Origin of the sequence: Cupriavidus sp. 30B13, from assembly GCF_049059565.2 — a bacterium.
GTDB lineage: Bacteria > Pseudomonadota > Gammaproteobacteria > Burkholderiales > Burkholderiaceae > Cupriavidus.
The window spans coordinates 194,002-212,992 of sequence record NZ_CP188223.1; the positions used below are offsets into that span (position 1 = coordinate 194,002).

Genomic DNA, 18,991 nt, shown 5'->3' on the forward strand with positions numbered 1-18,991 from the left:
GCGCGGCGCTGCGCCGCCGCCGCTCAGCCCAGCTTGTCCAGCAGGCTGTACCACGCCACCCCCGCGGCGATATAGAAGCGCTGCAGGCCATGCAGCGGAATCGGCGTCACCGGCGTGACCGGATAGGGGAAGGGGTCCGGCTTGCCGGCGATGCGCGCCGCCATGTGCTTGCCCAGGCTGGTGCACAGCGCCACGCCGCGCCCGTTGCAGCCCAGGGCCATGGTCACCCCGGGCGCGGGCTCGTGCACGTGCGGCATGAAGTCGCGCGTGATGGCGATGCGCCCGCCCCAGCGGTACGCATATTCGAGCGGGCCGAGCTGCGGGAACAGCAGCGCGAGCGAGCGCTCCAGGTGGGCGAAGTCCTGCGGGCCGCGCGGGTCGGCGAAGAAGCCGCGCCCGCCCATCAGCAGGCGGCCCTGCTGGTCCCGGCGGAAGTACAGCAGCAGCCGTTGCGAGGTCGAGGCGGTTTCGCCGCGCGCCAGGATGCCCTGCGCTTCGGCCCCGCGCAGCGGGCGCGTGGCGACGATGAAGCTGTTGGCCGACAGCACGGTCTGCGCCAGGCCGGGCCACAGGGCGCCGGTGTAGCCATTGGTGGCGATCACTACCTGCGCGGCGCTCACCGTCGCGCCGGTGGAGGTGGTCGCCACCCATTGCGTGCCTTGCCGCTCCAGCGCGGTGACCTGGGTGCCGCCGTGCACCGCGGCACCGGCATCCTGGGCGGCCCTGACCAGTCCGCGCGTGTACGCCAGCGGCTGCACCGCGCCCGCCCGTCCGTCCAGCCAGCCGCCGGCGAAGGCCTGCGTGCCCACGCGCCGGGCGACCTCGGCGCGCTCCAGCATCTCCACCGGCACGCCGCGGCGCGCCCACTGCGCGGCCCGCGCATGCATGGCCGGCAGCGCCGCCGACGAGTAGGACAACTGCAGCCAGCCGCTGCGCACCGGCTGGCAGTCGATGCGGTGGCGCGCGATCAGGTCGAATACCAGGTCGGCCGAGTGCGAGACCGCGTCGATGAGCGGCTCGGCGCGTTCGGCGCCGAGCATGCGCACCAGTTCGTCGGGATCGTACTTGAGGGTGGGATTGACCTGGCCGCCGTTGCGCCCGGACGCGCCCCAGCCCGGCTCGCTGGCTTCGAGCACGCAGACGCGCGCGCCGTGCCCGGCCAGGTGCAGCGCGGTGGACAGGCCGGTAAAGCCGGCCCCGACCACGAGCACGTCGGTGGCGAGCGATTCGCGCAGCGGCGGCGTGGCGGGCGCGGGCGGCGCGGTCGCGGCCCACAGCGAAGGCGGCAAGGGCGCGCAAACCCCGGCGCTGCCGCCGGTCAGCGTGGCCGCGCTCATGTTGCCGCTCCCGTGGCCGCCGCGGCGGGCTTGTGCAGCACGCGGCGCAGGAAGTCCTGCGTGCGCGGCTGGCGCGGCGCGCCCAGCACCTGCTCGGCGGTGCCTTCTTCGACGATGGTGCCGCTGTGCAGGAAGCACACGCGGTCGGCCACCTCGCGCGCGAAGCCCATTTCATGCGTGACCACGATCATGGTCATGCCTTCGCGCGCAAGATCGCGCATCACTTCGAGCACGTCGCCGACCAGTTCCGGGTCGAGCGCAGAGGTGGGTTCGTCGAACAGCATGGCTTCGGGTTTCATGGCCAGCGCGCGGGCGATCGCCACGCGCTGCTGCTGCCCGCCCGAGAGCTGGGCCGGCCAGGCGTTCGCCTTGGCGGCCAGCCCGACCTTCTCCAGCAGCGCCAGCGCTTCGCCGCGCGCCTTGCCGGGGGGCTCGCCCTGCACGTGCACCGGTCCTTCCATCACGTTCTCCAGCACGCTGCGGTGGGGAAACAGGTTGAAGCGCTGGAACACCATGCCCATGCGGCTGCGCAGCTGGTGGATGCCCTTGCCGGCGCGCTCGACGCGTTCGCCGAAGGCGAGGATCTCGCCGCCGTCATAGGACTCCAGGCCGTTGATGCAGCGCAGGACGGTCGACTTGCCCGAGCCCGACGGCCCGATCAGGCAGACCACCTGGCCGCGGTCGACGTGCAGGTCGACGCCGCGCAGCACGTGGTGGTCGCCGTAGTGCTTGTGCAGATCATGGATGTGGATCATGTTTTCTTCCTCCCCGCGCCGAGGCGCCGCTCCAGCCGGCGCAGGCAGAACACCAGGGGCAGGCTCATCAGCAGGTACAACAGGGCGACCAGCGTGTACACGGTCATGTTCTGGAACGTCGACGAGGCGATCAGCTGCCCCGCGCGCGTCATTTCCGCCACCGTGATGGTGGAGACCAGCGACGAATCCTTGAGCATCATCACCAGCGTGTTGCCATAGGGCGGCAGCGCGATGCGGAAGGCCTGGGGCAGGATCACGCGGCGCATGACCAGCGCGGGGCGCATGCCCATGGCCTGGGCGGCTTCGCGCTGGCCAGGGTCGACCGCTTCGATGCCGGCGCGGAAGTTCTCCGCCTGGTAGGCCGAGTAGGCGATGCCGAGCCCGATCACGCCGGCCTGGAACGCGCTCAGGTGGATGCCGATGTCGGGCAGCACGAAGTAGATGTAGAACAGCTGCACGATGATCGGCAGGCCGCGGATCACGTTGATCACCGTCGCCGCGCCCCACGACAGCGCGCGCACCGGCGACAGCTTGAGCAGCGCCAGGGCCAGCCCGATGGCGCTGCTGAGCAGGAAGGCCAGCACCGTCACCTGCACGGTCACCACGGCGCCCTGCAGCAGGATCGGCAGGAAATCGCGCGCCTGCTGGAAGAAGTTGGCGGCTTCCATCGCGGCTCACATGCCCCATTTCTGCACGATGCCGGCCAGCGTGCCGTCGGCCTTGATCCTGGCGATCGCCTTGTTGATGCGGGCCAGCATCTCCGCGTCGCCCTTGCGCACCACCAGGCACACATCGCCCACGTTGACCGGCTTGTAGCCGGCGGCCAGCTTCACGCCCTGGAAGGCGTTCTGGCGCAACTGGTACGCGATGATGGGCTGGTCGCCCAGGCCGGCCCTGATGCGGCCCAGCGCGAGGTCGCGCGTCATGTCGGCGACCGAGTCGTAGCTGCGCACCTCCTTGAAGATGCCCTTCTTGTTGAGCATGTCCAGGAACACCGTGCCCACCTGGGCGCCCACCACTTCGCCCTTGAGTTCGTCGAGCGAGGCGTAGGCCTTGTTGTCGTCGCTCTTGACGATCAGCCCTTCGCCGTAGGAGTAGACCGGGTCGCTGAAGTCCACCACCTGCTGGCGCGCCGGCGTCTTGAGCATGGCGGCCGAGATGATGTCGATCTTGCCCGTGGTCAGCGACGGCACCAGCGCGGCGAAGCCGGTCTGCTGCACGTTGACGCCGAAGCCCGCCGCCTTGCCGACCGCGGTGACCGTGTCGACCATCATGCCCTGGATGGTGTTGGTCTTGACGTCGAGGAAGGTGAACGGCACCCCGGTGGCGGTCGCGCCCACGTTGTAGGCCGGCGCGGTGCCCTGGGCCCGGGCGGCCGGGAGGATGGAGGAAATGGTGCTGGCGGCGCACAGGATCAGTGCAGTGCGGCGCGAGAACGAAAAGCGGGACATACGGACACTCCTGGCAGATGGGACAAAAAGGTGCCCAGGCGGGGGCAGCTCACCGGTTGATGCAACGACCATGCCAATTTTCAATTTTCAGGGATCAGAAATTAATTGGTGTTAACAAGTAATTGCTCTTTAAGAATCGATATGCGATTCTTCGGTTTGATCCGTCTCCGTCTCCGTCTCCGTCTCCGTCTCCGTCTCCGTCTCCGTCTCCGTCTCCGTCTCCGTCTCCGCCGCCGCCATGCCAGCCTCCCCTCTGTCGTCCCCCGAAGCCGACGCAACGCCCAGCCTCCTGTTCAACCAGTCGCTGGAAAAAGGGCTGGCCGTGCTGCGCGCGTTCAGCGCCCAGCGCCGCACCATGACCATCGCCGACGTGGCCGAGGCCGCCGGCATCAACAAGAGTTCGGCCCAGCGCATGGTCTTCACGCTCGAGCAGCTGGGCTACCTGCGCAAGCATCCGCAGACGCGTCGCTACCAGCTGGCGCCGCGCGTGATGGAGATCGGCTTCAACTACCTGGCGGCCAATCCGCTCATCGAGGTGGCCAACCCCTTCCTGTCGGAGCTGACCAAGGTCACCACCGAGACCTCGTGCCTGACCGAGCCCGACCTGCTCGACATGGTCTACATCGCGCGCTTCGTCAGCGCGCATTTCGTGCCGGTGCACATGCCGATCGGCAGCCGCATCCCCATGTATTGCACGGCCTCGGGCCGCGCCTACCTGGGCGCGCTGCCGGAAGACGAGGCGCTCGCCGTGATCGGGCGCGCGCAGCGGATCGCGCATACCGTCCACACCCGCACGGAGGTGGACGACATCCTGGCCGTGCTGCGCGAGGCGCGCCAGCGCGGCTACGCGGTCAACTGCGAGGAGCTGTTCCTGGGCGACATGACCCTTGCCGCGCCGGTGATGGGCGGCAACGGGCGCCCGCTGGGCGCGGTGCACGTGGTCGCGCCCACCAGCCGCTGGACGCGCGAGGAAGCCGAGCGCAAGCTCGCGCCGCCGCTGCTGCAATGCGCGCGCGCGGTGAGCAGTTCGGTGCGCGCGCTGGGCTAGGACGCCGGATCGCGGGCCCGGCCGCGGGCGCGCGTACCCATGCCTGCGCCCGCCGCCGGTCTGGCGGCGGCGCAATGTTTCCTGGCGGGATTGCGACTGCTCCCGTTCGCCGCACAAGGCTTACACTCGTGGCTTGCAGTCAGCGTGTGCCTTGCCGGGAGCCTGCCATGCCGCTTTTTCGCCGCTTTCCACCCTCGCTGGCACCCGCCGCGGCGGCCGCCGTCCTCGCTTTCTCGCTCGGCGTCTGCGCCGCCCCCGCGACCCGGGCCGCGCCCCAGCCGCCGGCTCCGGCGCAGGCGCTCACGCAGCAGGCGGTGGCCGCCTACGACGCCGGCGCCTTCGACACCGCGCTGCGCGACTTCGCCAAGGCGGCCCAGCAGGGCAACCGGCTGGCGCAGTTCAACTACGCCATGATGCTGCTGCGCGGCGAGGGCACGCCGGTGCGCCCGCAGGAGGCGCTGGTCTGGCTGCGCCGGGCGGCCGACAACGACATGACCCACGCCCAGTTCACCTTCGGCGAGCTGTACGAGCACGGCGACCTCGTGCCGCGCTCGCTCGAATCGGCCAACGCGTGGTACCGCCGCGCGGCCGAGGGCGGCCACGTGCAGGCCCAGGTCGAGCTGGCCACCAATTACTTCACCGGGCGCGGCCTCCCGCGCGACTACGGCAAGGCCTTCGAGTGGTACAGCCGCGCGGCGGCCGCCGGCGACGGCGGCGCCCAGTACATCGTCGCCAGCTATTACGAGCGCGGCGAGCCCGGGGTGGTGGAAAAGGACATCGAGCAGGCCAAGATCTGGTACGCGCGCTCGGCCTCGCACGGCGATCCCGGCGCGCTGGCCAAGCTGCGCTCCCTGCTGGAGGAGGGGCTCAGGGCCAAGCAGCAGGCCGGCGCCATGTAATGACGGCGTAGCCTGGGTATGCTGGTATGGCGATGCGCCCTGCCGGCGCTGGCGGGCAACGCTGCGCGGCGCCCGCGCCCCGGGGAACCGGGGCGGTACGGCGCAGGCGCACAGCAGGGCGGTACAACTCTTGCTTACGACAAACGGCATAAATACTGCGCCAATGGGAGGCCTTTGTGGCAACGCACGTCGCACTGAATCACGTCACCCACTACCGGTATGACCGGCCGGTGAAACTCTCGCCGCAGGTCGTCAGGCTGCGGCCCGCGCCGCACTGCCGCACACCGGTCCTGTCGTACTCGCTGCGCATCGAGCCCGAGCAGCATTTCATCAACTGGCAGCAAGACCCGTTCTCCAACTACCTGGCCCGGCTGGTCATCCCCGAGCCGACGCGCGAGTTCAAGATCACCGTCGACCTGGTGGTCGAGATGGCGGTCTACAACCCGTTCGACTTCTTCCTCGAGCCCTACGCCGAGGCGTTCCCGTTCAGCTACGACGCCGGCCTGGCGCACGAGCTGGCGCCCTACCTGGTCAAGGGCGAGCCGACGCCGCGCTTCGCCGCCTTCGTGGAAAGCATCCCGCGCACGCCGCAGCGGACCATCGATTTCCTGGTGGCGCTGAACCGCCGCGTGCAGGAGGACATCCGCTACCTGATCCGCATGGAGCCCGGCGTGCAGACGCCGGAGCAGACGCTGGAATCGGGCGCGGGCTCCTGCCGCGACTCGGGCTGGCTGCTGGTGCAGACGCTGCGCCACCTCGGGCTGGCCGCGCGTTTCGTGTCCGGCTACCTGCTGCAGCTCACCCCCGATGTGAAGGCGCTCGACGGCCCCAGCGGCGCCGAGGCCGATTTCACCGACCTGCACGCCTGGTGCGAGGTCTACCTGCCCGGCGCGGGCTGGATCGGGCTGGACCCCACCTCCGGCCTGCTCGCCGGCGAGGGCCATATCCCGGTGGCGTGCACGCCGGAGCCCGGCAGCGCGGCACCGGTCAGCGGCGCCGTGGACAAGAGCGAGGTGGAGTTCCACCACGAGATGTCCATCACGCGCGTCTACGAGTCGCCGCGCGTGACCAAGCCCTATACCGAAGCCCAGTGGCAGGCGGTGGCCGCGGTGGGCGTCGAGGTCGACCGCCGGCTCGAGGCGCAGGACGTGCGCCTGACCATGGGCGGCGAGCCCACCTTCGTGGCGGTCAAGGACCGCGACGGCGCCGAATGGAATACCGACGCGCTCGGGCCGACCAAGCGCGGCTACGCCACCGAACTGGTGCACAAGCTGCGTGACCGCTACGGCAAGGGCGGCTTCCTGCACTTCGGCCAGGGCAAGTGGTACCCGGGCGAGCAACTGCCGCGCTGGGCCCTGTCGATCTGCTGGCGCGCCGACGGCGAGCCGTGCTGGCAGGATCCCTCGCTGTTCGCCGACGAGCGCGAGCCGGGCGACTACACCGACGCCGACGCGCGCCGCTTCCTCGACCGCCTGGCCGGCACGCTCGGCCTGGACCCGGCCTTCGTGCAGCCGGGCTATGAAGACGCCTGGTATTACCTGTGGCGCGAACGGCGCCTGCCGGTCAACGTCGATCCGCTCGAGTCGCGCCTGGACGACGAGATGGAACGCATGCGCCTGCGCCGCGTGTTCGGCGCGGGGCTGGCCCAGGTGACCGGCTACGTGCTGCCGCTGCGCCGCGCCGGCGCCGACGAAGCGCCGGCCCTGCACGGCCAGCGCTGGATCAGCGGACCGTGGTTCTTCCGCGACGACCGCATGTACCTGCTGCCCGGCGACTCGCCGATGGGCTACCGCCTGCCGCTCGACGCGCTGCCCTGGGTCAGCGAAGCCGACTACCCGTGGCAGTTCGACCAGGACCCGTTCGCGCAGCGCGCGCCGCTGCCCACCGGGGCGCAACTGCGCGCCCAGTGGCCGGGACCGGGGCAGGCGGGCATCGGGGCGGGCACGGAGGCGGGCGCCGACGGCGGCGCCGGCATGGCCGGCACGCCGGGCCGGCATGCCGCCGCGATCCGCGCCGGCACCGCAGCCTTCAGCTCGCGCGGCGGCAGCGCCGCGCCGGCCGGCGCGGGCGCCTTCGCCAACGGCGCGGCCGACCTGGCGCGCGTGCCCGCGCGCGGCGAGTCCGCGGGCTGGATCACGCGCACCGCGCTGTGCGTGGAAGTGCGCCATCCCAGCCGCGCGGCCGGCCCCAAGGCCGAGCAGGCGGCCGCCGGCGACAAGCGCGGCATGCTCTACGTCTTCATGCCGCCGCTGACGGTGCTGGAGGACTACCTGGAACTGCTGGCGGCGGTCGAATCCACCGCCGCCGCGCTGGGCGTGAAGATCGTGCTGGAAGGCTATCCGCCGCCGCGCGACGCGCGCCTGAAGCTGCTGCAGGTCACGCCCGACCCCGGCGTGATCGAGGTCAACATCCATCCCGCCGCCAACTGGGACGAACTGGTCGACCATACCGAATACCTCTACCAGGCCGCCCACGAGACCTATCTGAGCAGCGAGAAGTTCATGGTCGACGGCCGCCACACCGGCACCGGCGGTGGCAACCACTTCGTGCTGGGCGGCGCCACCCCCGCCGACAGCCCGTTCCTGCGCCGCCCGGACGTGCTGGCCAGCCTGATCGCGTACTGGCACAACCATCCCTCGCTGTCCTACCTGTTCTCGGGCATGTTCATCGGCCCGACCAGCCAGGCGCCGCGCGTGGACGAGGCGCGCAACGACCAGCTCTACGAGCTGGAGATCGCCTTCGCCGAGCTGCAGCACCAGCTCGACCGGCTCGGCAGCGCGCACGGCGGCGTGACGGGCGGCACAACCGGCGGCGCGGCAGGCGCCTACATGCCGCCGTGGCTGGTGGACCGCACGCTGCGCAACATCCTGATCGACGTCACCGGCAACACGCACCGCAGCGAGTTCTGCATCGACAAGCTCTACTCGCCCGACGGCCCCACCGGGCGCCTGGGCCTGCTGGAGCTGCGCGCCTTCGAGATGCCGCCGCACGCGCGCATGAGCCTGGTGCAGCAACTGCTGCTGCGCGCGCTGGTGGCGCGCTTCTGGCGCCAGCCGTACCGCACGCGCCTGACGCGCTGGGGCACCGAGCTGCACGACCGCTTCCTGCTCGGCACCTTCGTGCAGATGGATTTCGACGACGTGCTCAGCGAGATGCGCGAGGCCGGCTTCGCCTTCGACAACGCCTGGTTCGCCCCGCATTTCGAATTCCGCTTCCCGCGCGTGGGCGAGCTGGCCGCCGGCGGGCTGCACCTGACGCTGCGCAGCGCGCTCGAGCCCTGGCACGTGATGGGCGAGGAAGGCAGCGCCGGCGGCACGGTGCGCTACGTGGACTCGTCGCTCGAGCGCATCGAGGTGCGCGTGCTGGGCATGAACGAGAACCGCCACGTGGTCACCGTCAACGGCTGCGCGGTGCCGCTGCAGCCCACCGGGCGGGCCGGCGAGTACGTGGCGGGGGTGCGCTACCGCGCCTGGGCGCCGCCGTCTGCGCTCCACCCCACCATCGGCGTGCACGCACCGTTGACATTCGACGTTGTGGACAGCTGGATGGGGCGCAGCATCGGCGGATGCCGGTATCATGTCTCGCATCCGGGCGGGCGCAACTACGAAACCTTCCCGGTCAATGCCTACGAGGCCGAAAGCCGGCGCCTGGCGCGCTTCTTCACGCTCGGCCACACGCCGGGCGTGATGCTTGTCCAGACGCCGGCGCGCAGCCTCGAGTTTCCGTTCACGCTGGACCTGCGGCAACGCTGATCCGCTTCGCCGCCGAGTTTCGCCCCGTGCCTTTGCAGCCCTCACTGCCCTTCGACGAATCCGCGCCCGCCGCCGAGGCGGCCATGCGCCGCGCCCGCGCGGTGCCGCCGGGGCACCTGGACGAGCTCGGGGCGGGCGCGGGCGGGCTGCGCGAGCCGTGGGCGGGCTTCTTCCAGGTGCTGGGCGAGGACGGCATCGGCGCGCTCGGCCAGCAGGCCGCCGCCATGGCGCGCCAGATCCGCGACAACGGCGTGACCTACAACGTCTACGCCGACAACGGCGCGGCGCGCGCCTGGGCGCTGGACCTGCTGCCGTTCATGGTGGCCGAGGACGACTGGCGCCAGATCGAGCGCGGCGTGATCCAGCGCGCCACCCTGGCCAACGCCGTGGTGGCCGACATCTACGGGCCGCAGACGCTGCTGGCCAAGGGTTTGCTGCCGGCCGGGCTGGTCTTCGGCCACCCCGGCTACCTGCGCCCGCTCAAGGGCTACCAGCCGCCGGACGGCAATTTCCTGCATATCGTCGCGGTGGACCTGGCGCACACCGCCGAGGGCGGCTGGACGGTGATGGCGCACCGCACCGAGACCCCGTCCGGCATGGGCTACGCGCTGGAGAACCGGCTCATCATTTCCAGCCTGTTCGCCGATGCCTTCCGCGAGCTGCGCGTGCGGCGCCTGCCCGCGGCGTTCGCGCAACTGATCGCCACGCTGGCGCAGCAGCCCGCGCTGCGCGCCGCCGCTCCGCCCGGCGCGGGCGGGGCGGCCGGCGGCAAGCACATCGTGCTGCTGACCCCGGGCCCCTACAACGAGACCTATTTCGAGCACACCTTCCTGGCGCGCTACCTCGGCATCACGCTGGTCGAGGGCAAGGACCTGACGGTGCGCAACGACGTGGTCTACCTCAAGACGCTGGCCGGGCTGGAGCGCGTGGACGTGATCCTGCGCCGGCTCGACGACGCCTATTGCGACCCGGTCGAGCTGCGCCAGGATTCCACGCTGGGCGTGCCCGGGCTGCTGCAGGCCATGCGCGCGGGCAACGTGCTGGTCTCCAACGCGCCCGGCTCCGGCTTCCTGGAGACGCCCGCCATCCACGGCTTCCTGCCGGCCATCGCGCGCGAGCTGCTGGGCGAGCCGCTGCTGCTGCCCGGCGTGCCGAGCTGGTGGTGCGGCGAGGCCTCGGCGCGCGCGCAGGCGCTCGACCAGCTCAGCGAAGCGTTCCTGATGCCGACCTACCCGCGCGGCATGGCGCAGCCGTGGGAAGGGCCGCGCCTGGGCATGGAGCGCGGCCTGCAGCAACTGGCCGACTGGCGCGAGCGCATCGAGCAGGTGCCCGACCTGTTCACCATCCAGGCCGACCTGCCGCTGTCGCACGCGCCGCGCTGGGAAGGGCCGCAGATCGGCTCGCGCGCGGCCATGCTGCGCGTCTACGCGATCGCCGACGGGCGCGGCGGCTGGCAGGTCATGCCGGGCGGCTTCACCCGGCTGGCGGGCGAGGGCCAGCCGGCGGTGTCGATGCAGCTCGGCGGCTCCAGCGTGGATACCTGGGTGCTGTCGAGCCAGCCGCCGCAGGGGGCGACGCTGGCCGCCTCGCCCACGCTGGGCGGGACGGCGCCGGGACCGGTGGCCAAGCCGCTGGCGGTGTCGAGCCGCGCCGCCGAGAACCTGTTCTGGGCCGGCCGCTACGCCGAGCGCGCCGAGAACAACGTACGCCTGTGCCGGCTGGTGCTGGGCTCGATCGAAAGCAGCGACGAGCGCGACGACAGCGTGCTCGACGTGATCGGCGAGCTGGCCGTGGCCTGCGGCCTGCTGCCGACCGGCGCGCCGCAGCCGCGCGCCTCGCTGCGCGTGTTCGAGCGCAGCCTGGTGGCGGCGCTGGCCGAGGGCGCCGGCTGGACCAGCGTGGGCCAGAACCTGGCCAGCCACGTGCATGCCGCCACCGAGATCCGCAACCGGCTGTCCAACGACCACTGGCGCACCATCCTGGCCGCGCGCAACGATTTCGGCGACGCCATGGCGGCCGCCTGCACCGATGCTTCCGGCAGCGGCGACTGCGGCTACTACGACCGCCCGCGCGTGCTGGCCGCGCTCGACCACCTCGGCATGCAGCTTGCCGCCATCAGCGGCGCCCAGGGCGACCGCATGATGCGCGACGAAGCCTGGCGCCTGCTGTTCATCGGCCGCCATATCGAGCGCGTGGGCACGCTGGCGACCTTCCTCGAAGTCTTCACCCGGCATGGCGCGCTGATGCACCGCAGCGGCTTCGACCTGCTGCTGCACCTGTTCGACAGCACGCTCACCTTCCGCGCGCTCTACCCGGGGCGCACCGACATGCCGGCACTCATCGAGCAGATCGTGATCGAACCCACCAACCCGCGCGGCCTCTACGGCCTGCTGGCGCGGCTGCGCGTCAAGCTCGGCCAGATCACGCCGCCGGCCAGCCCGGCCGGCACCGGGCGCGTGCCGCTGCCGCAATGGCTGCCCGCGGTGGAGACGCTGCCCGGCTGGGACGCACTATGCGAGCGCGACGAGCATGGCCGATACGCCAATCTGGTGCAGCTGTGCGACCGGCTGGGCGGCCTGATGGCGCAGCTCTCGGACGAGATCAGCGCGCGCTACTTCAGCCACGCCGGCATGGCCGGCGTGCGGGTGCGGCCATGAGCGCGCCCGCGACCGGCCTGGCGAGCGCGCCCGCGGCCGATGCCGGCGACGATGCCGTGGGCGGCCCCGCCGCCGCCGTGCTCACGGTCCACCACAAGACCACCTACGTGTATTCCGCGCCGGTGGAAAACGCCCAGCAGCGCGCCGTGGTGTGGCCGGTGGCCTGCCCGTGGCAGACCGTGCTGTCGCACAGCACGCAGATCGATCCCGAGCCGTCGCACCAGCATGCCGGCACGGACGCCTTCGGCAACCACGTGCTGTACTTCACCATCGACGTTCCGCACGACTTCATGCAGGTCTGCTGCGAGAGCACGGTGCGCGTGATGCCGCGCTGGGACGCGCTCGACGCGGCCGCCAGCATGCCGTGGGAAGACGCCGTGGCCGCGCTGCGTTTTCGCGCCGGCCAGCCGTTCCGGCCGCAGAGCGAGTTCTGCTTCGCCTCGCCCAACGTGGCGCTGCATCCGGACCTCAAGGCCTACGCGCTGGCCAGCTTCGGGCCCGGCGTGCCGGTGGTGGCGGGCGCCATCGACCTGATGCACCGCATCCACGCCGACTTCGAATACGAGACCGACGCCACCGAGGTGGACACCCCCGCGCTGCAGGCGTTCGCGCTGCGCAGCGGCGTGTGCCAGGACTTCGCCCAGGTCATGATCGGCTGCCTGCGCTCGCTCGGCCTGGCCGCGCGCTACGTCAGCGGCTACCTGCGCACCGAGCCGCCGCCGGGCCAGCCGCGGCTGATCGGCGCCGACGCCTCGCACGCGTGGCTGTCGGTGTACTGCCCGCTGGCCGGCTGGGTCGACCTCGACCCGACCAACGACGTGCTGGCCGACACCGGCCACGTGACGCTGGCGTTCGGGCGCGACTACAGCGACGTCTCGCTGCTGCGCGGGGTCATCGTGGGCGGCGGCGCGCACACCGTGGAGGTGGAGGTGAGTGTGCTGCCGATGGCCTAGCCGACGGATCTCCGCCGCCGGCCGCGGTGCGCCGGCAAAGCGGCTGGCAAGCCAATTGCTTGCGCATTGCAGTGGTTGCCGAAAAAGAAGGGGGAATCAATATGCTGAGCCGCACCGCCGACCACCTGTTCTGGATGGCCCGCTACACCGAGCGCGCGGAAAACACCGCGCGCATGCTCGACGTCAACCACCAGGCCGCGCTGCTGCCGCAGTCGCGCGACGAAGCGCAGCAGGGCTGGCTGGCCATGCTGGACGTGACCGAGCTCACCCCGGTCTTCGCCGAACACCACGGCGCCGTGGTGCACGAGGAAGTGCTCGATTTCATGGTGCGCGACCTGAGCCACCCGGCCTCGATCATGTCCTGCCTGCGCGCCGCCCGCGAAAACGCCCGCGCCGTGCGCGGCGCGCTGACCACGCCGCTGTGGGAAACCATCAACACCACCTGGCTCGACGTGCAGCAGATGGTCGCCGACGGCATCCTGCGGCACGATCCCGCGCAGTTCTTCGAATGGGTCAAGTTCCGCTCCCACCTCACGCGTGGCGTGGAAGCCGGCACCATGCTCAAGGACGAGGCCTACTGCTTCATGCGCCTGGGCACCTTCCTCGAGCGCGCCGACAACACCGCGCGGCTGCTCGACGTCAAGTTCCAGGCCACCGACCTGGGCCGCCAGCAGGACGACTTCTACCAGTGGGCCGCGGTCCTGCGCTCGGTCTCGGGGTTCGAGATGTACCGCAAGGTCTATCGCGCGGCGGTCACGCCCGAGCGTGTGGCCGAACTGCTGATCGTGCATCCCGACATGCCGCGGTCGCTCGCGGCCAGCCTGCGGGAGGTGGTGGCGCTGCTCGCGCAGGTGCGCAACGGCGCTTCAGCGGAGACAGAGCGGCGTGCGGGCAAGCTCCATGCGGAGCTCAAGTTTGCTCGGATCGAGGATATTTTTTCTGTTGGGATTCATGGGTGGTTGGGGGATTTTTTGCGGAGGGTGCATGAGGTGGGGAGTGGGGTTAGTCATAGTTTTTTGATGCGGGGGTAGTAGGGTTTTGTGCTTCGGCTTCAAAGGCCGCTTCGACTTCAAAGTCAACGGCTGAACGTCAAAGTCAAAGTCAAAGGCTTTCGCTCCCCCGGAGCGACCTACTTTCTTTTCCCCGAAAAGAAAGTAGGCAAAGAAAGCGGGCTGCCTGGCCGGCAGGGGCAGAGCCGAACAGTGTTGCTGGTTGTTGGTGGTTTCGTGGTGGGGGTGGTGGTCCTGCTGGGATTCTGCCGGTACCGGTTTTTGTGGCCACGTTCTCTCGGGTGGTGTTCGGTTCGTGGTGGCGCTGCATGATGGCGGAGGTCCAGGCTCTTCGGGCTGCTGCCGCGACCGGGGCAGATGGGCTCGTCATAGAGACGGTGCTGGTTTCGTGGTGGGCGTGGTGGCCACCATTCGATCTCAGTGCCAAACGGTTTTGACTTGAGAGGTAATCCGGTTCAAAGCAACCCAACACACTCGCGTGGGGTCCACCACGCCCACCACGAAACCAGTGCCGGTGCTATGCCGTGACTGCCAAAACCGGTAACGGCAGATACCCGAACCAGCAGTGCGTCCGCCATCATAGGTCTGACCCCGCGACCAATACCGCTAGCCAGATCGTGGCCGCTCGCACCGGTAACGGCAGCAGGCCCGCAGAACCACAGACCCCACGACGAAACCAGCAACTCAAGAAACCCTGTTCGGCTCTGCCCCTGCCGGCCAGGCAGCCCGCTTTCTTTGCCTACTTTCTTTTCGGGGAAAAGAAAGTAGGTCGCTCCGGGGGAGCGAAAGCCTTTGACTTTGACTTTGACGTTCAGCCGTTGACGTTCAGCCGTTGACTTTGAAGTTAAGGCCTTTAAAGCCGTTGACCTTGAAGTCAAGCAGTGATGGCCTTTGAAGCCAAGCCGTAGTTTTCGACTTAGAACCCCAACCCTCACCCCAACTTCTTCCTCAACAACTCGTTCACCTGCGCCGGGTTCCCCTTCCCCTTGGTCGCCTTCATGGCCTGCCCGACCAGGGCATTGAACGCTTTTTCCTTGCCGGCGCGGAATTCCTCCACCGACTTGGCGTTGGCGGCCAGCACGTCGTCGATGATCTTTTCCAGTTCTCCCGAGTCGGACATCTGCTTGAGGCCCTTGGCGGCGATGATGGCGTCGGCGTCGCCGCCTTCTTCGCCGGCCCACATGGCGGGGAAGACGTCTTTCTTGGCGGTGTTGTTGGAGACCGTGCCATCGGCGATGCGCACCAGCAGCTTTGCCAGTTGGGCTGGCTTGACCGGCGCGGCGTCGAGCGCGATGCCTTCGCGGTTGAGCAGCGAGGACACGTCGCCCATCAGCCAGTTGGCGGCGGGCTTGGCGTTGGCGGCGCCGGCTTCGGCGACCACGGCTTCGAAGTAGCTGGCGAGCGGCTTGGAGGCGGTCAGCACGCTGGCGTCATAGGCGGACAGGCCGTATTGCGACACCAGGCGCGCCTGCATGGCGGCGGGCAGTTCGGGCAGTTCGGCCTTCACGCGCTCGATCCAGGCGGCGTCGATTTCCAGCGGCAGCAGGTCGGGGTCGGGGAAGTAGCGGTAGTCGTGCGCGTCTTCCTTGGTGCGCATGGCGCGCGTCTCGCCGGTGTCCGGGTCGAACAGCACGGTGGCCTGCTGGATCTCGCGGCCGTCTTCGATCTCGGCGATCTGCCACTGGACTTCGTATTCGATGGCCTGCTGCAGGAAGCGGAACGAGTTGAGGTTCTTGATCTCGCGGCGCGTGCCGAGTTTGGGGCTGCCGTACGGACGCACCGACACGTTGGCGTCGCAGCGGAAGCTGCCTTCCTGCATGTTGCCGTCGCAGATGCCCAGCCACGTCACCAGCGCGTGCAGCGTGCGGGCGTAGGCCACGGCCTCGGCGGCGCTGCGCATGTCGGGCTCGGTGACGATTTCCAGCAGCGGGGTGCCGGCGCGGTTCAGGTCGATGCCGGTCATGCCGGCGAAGTCTTCGTGCAGCGACTTGCCGGCGTCTTCCTCGAGGTGGGCGCGCGTGAGCTGCACGGTCTTCTCGTAGGTCTCGCCCTTCTTGCCTTCGACCTGGATGCTGATGCTGCCGCCCTGCACCACCGGGATCTCGTACTGGCTGATCTGGTAGCCCTTGGGCAGGTCGGGGTAGAAGTAGTTCTTGCGCGCGAAGATGCTGCGCGGCGCGATGGTGGCGCCGATCGACAGGCCGAACTGGATGGCGCGCTCGACCGCGCCGCGGTTGAGCACCGGCAGCACGCCGGGCAGCGCCAGGTCGACCGGCGAGGCCTGCGTGTTCGGCGCCGCGCCGAAGGCGGTGGAGCTGCCGGAGAAAATCTTGGAGGCCGTCGACAGCTGCGTGTGCGTCTCGAGGCCGATCACCACTTCCCATTGCATGGCGGTATTCCTGTTCGTGTACGTCGTGTACGTCGTATTCGGTTGTGTTGCTGCGTATTGCGTTGCGCTGGCCGCGCGCCTCTATCGTGTCTGCGCGCAGCCGCCGGTGCCGGGCTCGAACATCACGGGCCAGGCTTCCTCGTAGATGCCCGGACTGCAGCGCTGCTGGCAGTTGGCGTGCGCCAGCGTGACGCGGCGCGGGTCCTGCCAGACCATCAGCTTGCACGCGCTGCCGTCGTTGGCGCGCAGCTCGATGTGCGGCTTCTTCTGCGTCTGGCGGAACTCGGCCAGGTTGAAGCTGCACGAGCCGCGCTTGCCCACCCACAGCTTCCACGACAACTGCTGCACGGTGTTGTCCGCCACGCGCAGCTGCGCGTCCTCGCGGAAGCCGTCTTCCTCGGTGCGTCGGCAGTCGCCGGCCAGGTCGATGTCGCGGCTGGCGATCGGCGTGGGCCGGCCGCCGAAGCGCGGCAGCGGGATGCACGCCGCCAGCGCGGCGCCCAGCGCCACGCCGGCGGCGATGCGGGCCAGCCAGCGCCGCGCGCTCATGCCTGCGGGGGCCGGCGCAGGTGCCAGTCCGTGGCCTGCTGGAACGCGTGGGCGGTCTGCAGCAGCTCGGCTTCGCCGAAGTAGTTGCCGATCAGCTGCAGGCCGACCGGCATGCCGCCTGCGCCGAGCCCGCACGGCACGCTCATGCCGGGCAGGCCGGCCAGGCTGGTCGACAGCGTGAAGATGTCGGCCAGGTACATCTGCACCGGGTCGGCGCTCTTCTCGCCGAGCTTCCACGCCACCGTGGGCGCCACCGGGCCCATGATCACGTCGCACTGGGCGAAGGCGCGCTGGAAGTCCTCGGCGATGATGCGGCGGATCTTCTGCGCCTGCAGGTAGTAGGCGTCGTAGTAGCCGTGCGACAGCACGTAGGCGCCCACCAGGATGCGGCGCTTGACCTCGGGGCCGAAGCCTTCGGCGCGGCTCTTCTTGTACATGTCCATCAGGTCGCGGTACTCGGCCGCGCGGTGGCCGTAGCGCACGCCGTCGAAGCGCGACAGGTTGGACGACGCCTCGGCCGGCGCGATGATGTAGTACACCGGGATCGACAGCTCGGTCTTGGGCAGCGACACATCGACCAGCGTGGCGCCGAGCTTCTCGTATTCGGCCAGCGCGGCGCGCACGGCCTGTTCCACGTCGGCCGACAGGCCCGCGCCGAAGTATTCCCTGGGCAGGCCGATGCGCAGGCCCGACAGCGGCCGCGCGGCGCCGGCGCCGGCGCGCGGCTGGCCCAGCAGGCGGGTGAAGTCCTCGTCCACGCCGCCCTGGGCCGGCGCCAGGCTGGTCGAGTCGCGCTCGTCGAAGCCGGCCATGGCGCCCAGCAGCAGCGCGCAGTCCTCGGCGGTGTGGGCCATCGGGCCGCCCTGGTCCAGCGACGAGGCGAACGCGATCATGCCGTAGCGCGACACGCGGCCGTAGGTGGGCTTGATGCCGGTGATGCCGGAGAACGAGGCCGGCTGGCGGATCGAGCCGCCGGTGTCGGTGCCGGTGGCGGCCGGCGCCAGGCCGGCGGCCACGGCGGCGGCCGAGCCGCCCGAGGAGCCGCCCGGCACGCGGGCGGGGTCCCAGGGGTTCTTCACCGGGCCGAAGTGCGAGTTCTCGTTGGACGAGCCCATCGCGAACTCGTCCATGTTGGTCTTGCCCAGCGTGACCATGCCGGCGGCGGCCAGGCGCTCGACCACGGTGGCGTCGAACGGGCTTTCGTAGTTGGCCAGCATGCGCGAGCCGGCGGTGGCGCGCCAGCCGCGCGTGACGAACACGTCCTTGTGGGCGACCGGCACGCCGGTCAGCAGGCCGGCTTCGCCGCGCGCGCGGCGCGCGTCGGCCTCGCGCGCCTGCGCCAGCGTGAGTTCGGGGTTGACGTCGACGAAGGCGTTGAGCGCGTCGGCCTGCTCGATGCGGCCCAGGTAGTCGCGCGCCAGTTCCTCGGCGGAGACGGTGCGTGCCGCCAGCGCGTCGGCGAGCTGGCGCAGGGAGGTCACTGAAGTTGCGGAAAAGGACATGTCGGTCGGTATGGCTTGGCAGGGTGGCTGCCGGCGCGCGGCGCAGGGGCGGCGCGACGCAGCGGCTGGTTCGGTGGCCGGGGCGGCGGGCGCTCGTTTGCTTATTCGATGACCTTGGGCACCAGGTACAGGCCGCCTTCGGTGGCCGGGGCCGGGCGCTGGTAGTCCGCGCGGCGGTCGGTCTCGGTCACGATGTCGTCGCGCAGGCGCTGCGACATCTCGCGCACCGTGGACAGCGGGTGGGCCAGCGGCTCCACGCCGGCGGTGTCGACCGCCTGCATCTGTTCGACCAGCGAGAAGAATTGATTGAGCTGCACCAGCGTGTGCCCCGCCTCGTCATCGTTGATCTCGATGCGGGCAAGGTGGGCGATGCGCTTGACGTCGGATAGGTCGAGAGCCATGGCTAGGGTTCGGTGTCGATGCGAAAAACGGACGAAATCGGCTGCGAAATCGGGGAAGCGGGTCCAGGAGCGGAGGCGGCAGCGGGAGGCAAGGCAGGCGCCGCCTGGGCGGGCGGGGCGAGTGCTGCCGGGAGCGCCCCGGAATCGTCAAAGTTACACGTTTTTTCGAGGCAGAAGCCCCCGAAACAGGGGGAATTATAAGGTATCATTGCGCGTTGCCATTCCCTGGCAGCGCCTTCGTCACATTGGTGCACATTGGGGCGAAACCGCGTCCGCCGGTGCTTTTCC

The 18,991-nt window shown here is 70.1% G+C and carries 14 protein-coding genes; 6 read left to right on the top strand and 8 right to left on the bottom strand.

Annotated elements, in window-relative coordinates:
• Positions 1–23: 23 nt before the first annotated feature.
• The 4 genes from ACKI2N_RS00815 to ACKI2N_RS00830 are packed head-to-tail and all read right to left on the bottom strand — an operon-like array spanning position 24 to position 3,543.
• Entirely contained in the window at positions 24–1,337 is a 1,314-nt protein-coding gene (locus tag ACKI2N_RS00815) for an NAD(P)/FAD-dependent oxidoreductase (RefSeq protein WP_420994679.1), read from the bottom strand.
• The gene (locus ACKI2N_RS00820; protein WP_420994677.1) at positions 1,334–2,092 is read right to left on the bottom strand and encodes an amino acid ABC transporter ATP-binding protein; all 759 of its coding nucleotides are present in this window, start codon (positions 2,090–2,092) and stop codon (positions 1,334–1,336) included. Before ACKI2N_RS00820 ends, ACKI2N_RS00815 begins: the two co-directional genes overlap by 4 nt.
• Positions 2,089–2,760 (bottom strand): ectoine/hydroxyectoine ABC transporter permease subunit EhuD, encoded by a 672-nt coding sequence (ehuD, locus tag ACKI2N_RS00825; RefSeq protein ID WP_420994676.1) that lies wholly within the window; start codon positions 2,758–2,760, stop codon positions 2,089–2,091. Before ehuD ends, ACKI2N_RS00820 begins: the two co-directional genes overlap by 4 nt.
• Positions 2,761–2,766: 6 nt before the next feature.
• The gene (locus ACKI2N_RS00830) at positions 2,767–3,543 is read right to left on the bottom strand and encodes an ABC transporter substrate-binding protein (protein WP_420994675.1); all 777 of its coding nucleotides are present in this window, start codon (positions 3,541–3,543) and stop codon (positions 2,767–2,769) included.
• A 238-nt stretch (positions 3,544–3,781) separates the two neighbouring features.
• On the opposite strand from ACKI2N_RS00830, the gene ACKI2N_RS00835 reads away from it, so the two are divergent.
• The 6 genes from ACKI2N_RS00835 (at position 3,782) to ACKI2N_RS00860 (ending at position 13,883) form a co-directional block, all read left to right on the top strand.
• Positions 3,782–4,591 carry an IclR family transcriptional regulator gene (locus tag ACKI2N_RS00835; RefSeq protein WP_420994674.1) on the top strand — a complete coding sequence of 270 codons (810 nt, stop codon included), beginning with the start codon at positions 3,782–3,784 and terminating at the stop codon, positions 4,589–4,591.
• A gap of 167 nt (positions 4,592–4,758) precedes the next feature.
• Positions 4,759–5,490, top strand: coding sequence for a tetratricopeptide repeat protein (locus tag ACKI2N_RS00840; RefSeq protein WP_420994673.1), 732 nt, complete (start codon positions 4,759–4,761; stop codon positions 5,488–5,490).
• Between the two features lie 176 nt (positions 5,491–5,666).
• On the top strand, positions 5,667–9,242 hold the full coding sequence (locus ACKI2N_RS00845) for a DUF2126 domain-containing protein (RefSeq protein WP_420994672.1): 3,576 nt from the start codon (positions 5,667–5,669) through the stop codon (positions 9,240–9,242).
• A gap of 26 nt (positions 9,243–9,268) precedes the next feature.
• Complete coding sequence (locus ACKI2N_RS00850; protein ID WP_420994671.1) at positions 9,269–11,899, top strand: circularly permuted type 2 ATP-grasp protein; 2,631 nt, start codon at positions 9,269–9,271, stop codon at positions 11,897–11,899.
• Entirely contained in the window at positions 11,896–12,852 is a 957-nt protein-coding gene (locus tag ACKI2N_RS00855) for a transglutaminase family protein (protein ID WP_420994670.1), read from the top strand. Before ACKI2N_RS00850 ends, ACKI2N_RS00855 begins: the two co-directional genes overlap by 4 nt.
• A 101-nt stretch (positions 12,853–12,953) precedes the next feature.
• On the top strand, positions 12,954–13,883 hold the full coding sequence (locus ACKI2N_RS00860) for an alpha-E domain-containing protein (RefSeq protein ID WP_420994669.1): 930 nt from the start codon (positions 12,954–12,956) through the stop codon (positions 13,881–13,883).
• A gap of 910 nt (positions 13,884–14,793) precedes the next feature.
• Here the strand turns inward: ACKI2N_RS00860 and gatB are convergent.
• The 4 genes from gatB to gatC form a co-directional block, all read right to left on the bottom strand.
• On the bottom strand, positions 14,794–16,251 hold the full coding sequence (gene gatB / locus ACKI2N_RS00865; protein ID WP_420994668.1) for an Asp-tRNA(Asn)/Glu-tRNA(Gln) amidotransferase subunit GatB: 1,458 nt from the start codon (positions 16,249–16,251) through the stop codon (positions 14,794–14,796).
• An 81-nt stretch (positions 16,252–16,332) separates the two neighbouring features.
• Positions 16,333–16,800, bottom strand: a complete 468-nt coding sequence (locus ACKI2N_RS00870; protein WP_420994667.1) for a hypothetical protein — start codon at positions 16,798–16,800, stop codon at positions 16,333–16,335.
• Positions 16,797–18,302 (bottom strand): Asp-tRNA(Asn)/Glu-tRNA(Gln) amidotransferase subunit GatA, encoded by a 1,506-nt coding sequence (gene gatA, locus ACKI2N_RS00875; RefSeq protein ID WP_420994666.1) that lies wholly within the window; start codon positions 18,300–18,302, stop codon positions 16,797–16,799. The genes ACKI2N_RS00870 and gatA overlap by 4 nt, the downstream gene beginning before the upstream one ends.
• 101 nt (positions 18,303–18,403) lie before the next feature.
• The gene (gatC, locus tag ACKI2N_RS00880; RefSeq protein WP_420994665.1) at positions 18,404–18,703 is read right to left on the bottom strand and encodes an Asp-tRNA(Asn)/Glu-tRNA(Gln) amidotransferase subunit GatC; all 300 of its coding nucleotides are present in this window, start codon (positions 18,701–18,703) and stop codon (positions 18,404–18,406) included.
• Between the last annotated feature and the right edge of the window lie 288 nt (positions 18,704–18,991).

Excerpts from the sequence above, each read along its gene's own strand:
- ehuD (WP_420994676.1), bottom strand. The coding sequence starts at position 2,760 with ATGGAAGCCGCCAACTTCTTCCAGCAGGCGCGCGATTTCCTGCCGATC.
- ACKI2N_RS00870 (WP_420994667.1), bottom strand. The coding sequence starts at position 16,800 with ATGAGCGCGCGGCGCTGGCTGGCCCGCATCGCCGCCGGCGTGGCGCTG.
- ACKI2N_RS00830 (WP_420994675.1), bottom strand. The coding sequence starts at position 3,543 with ATGTCCCGCTTTTCGTTCTCGCGCCGCACTGCACTGATCCTGTGCGCC.
- ACKI2N_RS00815 (WP_420994679.1), bottom strand. The coding sequence starts at position 1,337 with ATGAGCGCGGCCACGCTGACCGGCGGCAGCGCCGGGGTTTGCGCGCCC.
- gatB (WP_420994668.1), bottom strand. The coding sequence starts at position 16,251 with ATGCAATGGGAAGTGGTGATCGGCCTCGAGACGCACACGCAGCTGTCG.
- ACKI2N_RS00820 (WP_420994677.1), bottom strand. The coding sequence starts at position 2,092 with ATGATCCACATCCATGATCTGCACAAGCACTACGGCGACCACCACGTG.
- ACKI2N_RS00840 (WP_420994673.1), top strand. The coding sequence starts at position 4,759 with ATGCCGCTTTTTCGCCGCTTTCCACCCTCGCTGGCACCCGCCGCGGCG.
- gatA (WP_420994666.1), bottom strand. The coding sequence starts at position 18,302 with ATGTCCTTTTCCGCAACTTCAGTGACCTCCCTGCGCCAGCTCGCCGAC.
- gatC (WP_420994665.1), bottom strand. The coding sequence starts at position 18,703 with ATGGCTCTCGACCTATCCGACGTCAAGCGCATCGCCCACCTTGCCCGC.
- ACKI2N_RS00835 (WP_420994674.1), top strand. The coding sequence starts at position 3,782 with ATGCCAGCCTCCCCTCTGTCGTCCCCCGAAGCCGACGCAACGCCCAGC.
- ACKI2N_RS00860 (WP_420994669.1), top strand. The coding sequence starts at position 12,954 with ATGCTGAGCCGCACCGCCGACCACCTGTTCTGGATGGCCCGCTACACC.
- ACKI2N_RS00855 (WP_420994670.1), top strand. The coding sequence starts at position 11,896 with ATGAGCGCGCCCGCGACCGGCCTGGCGAGCGCGCCCGCGGCCGATGCC.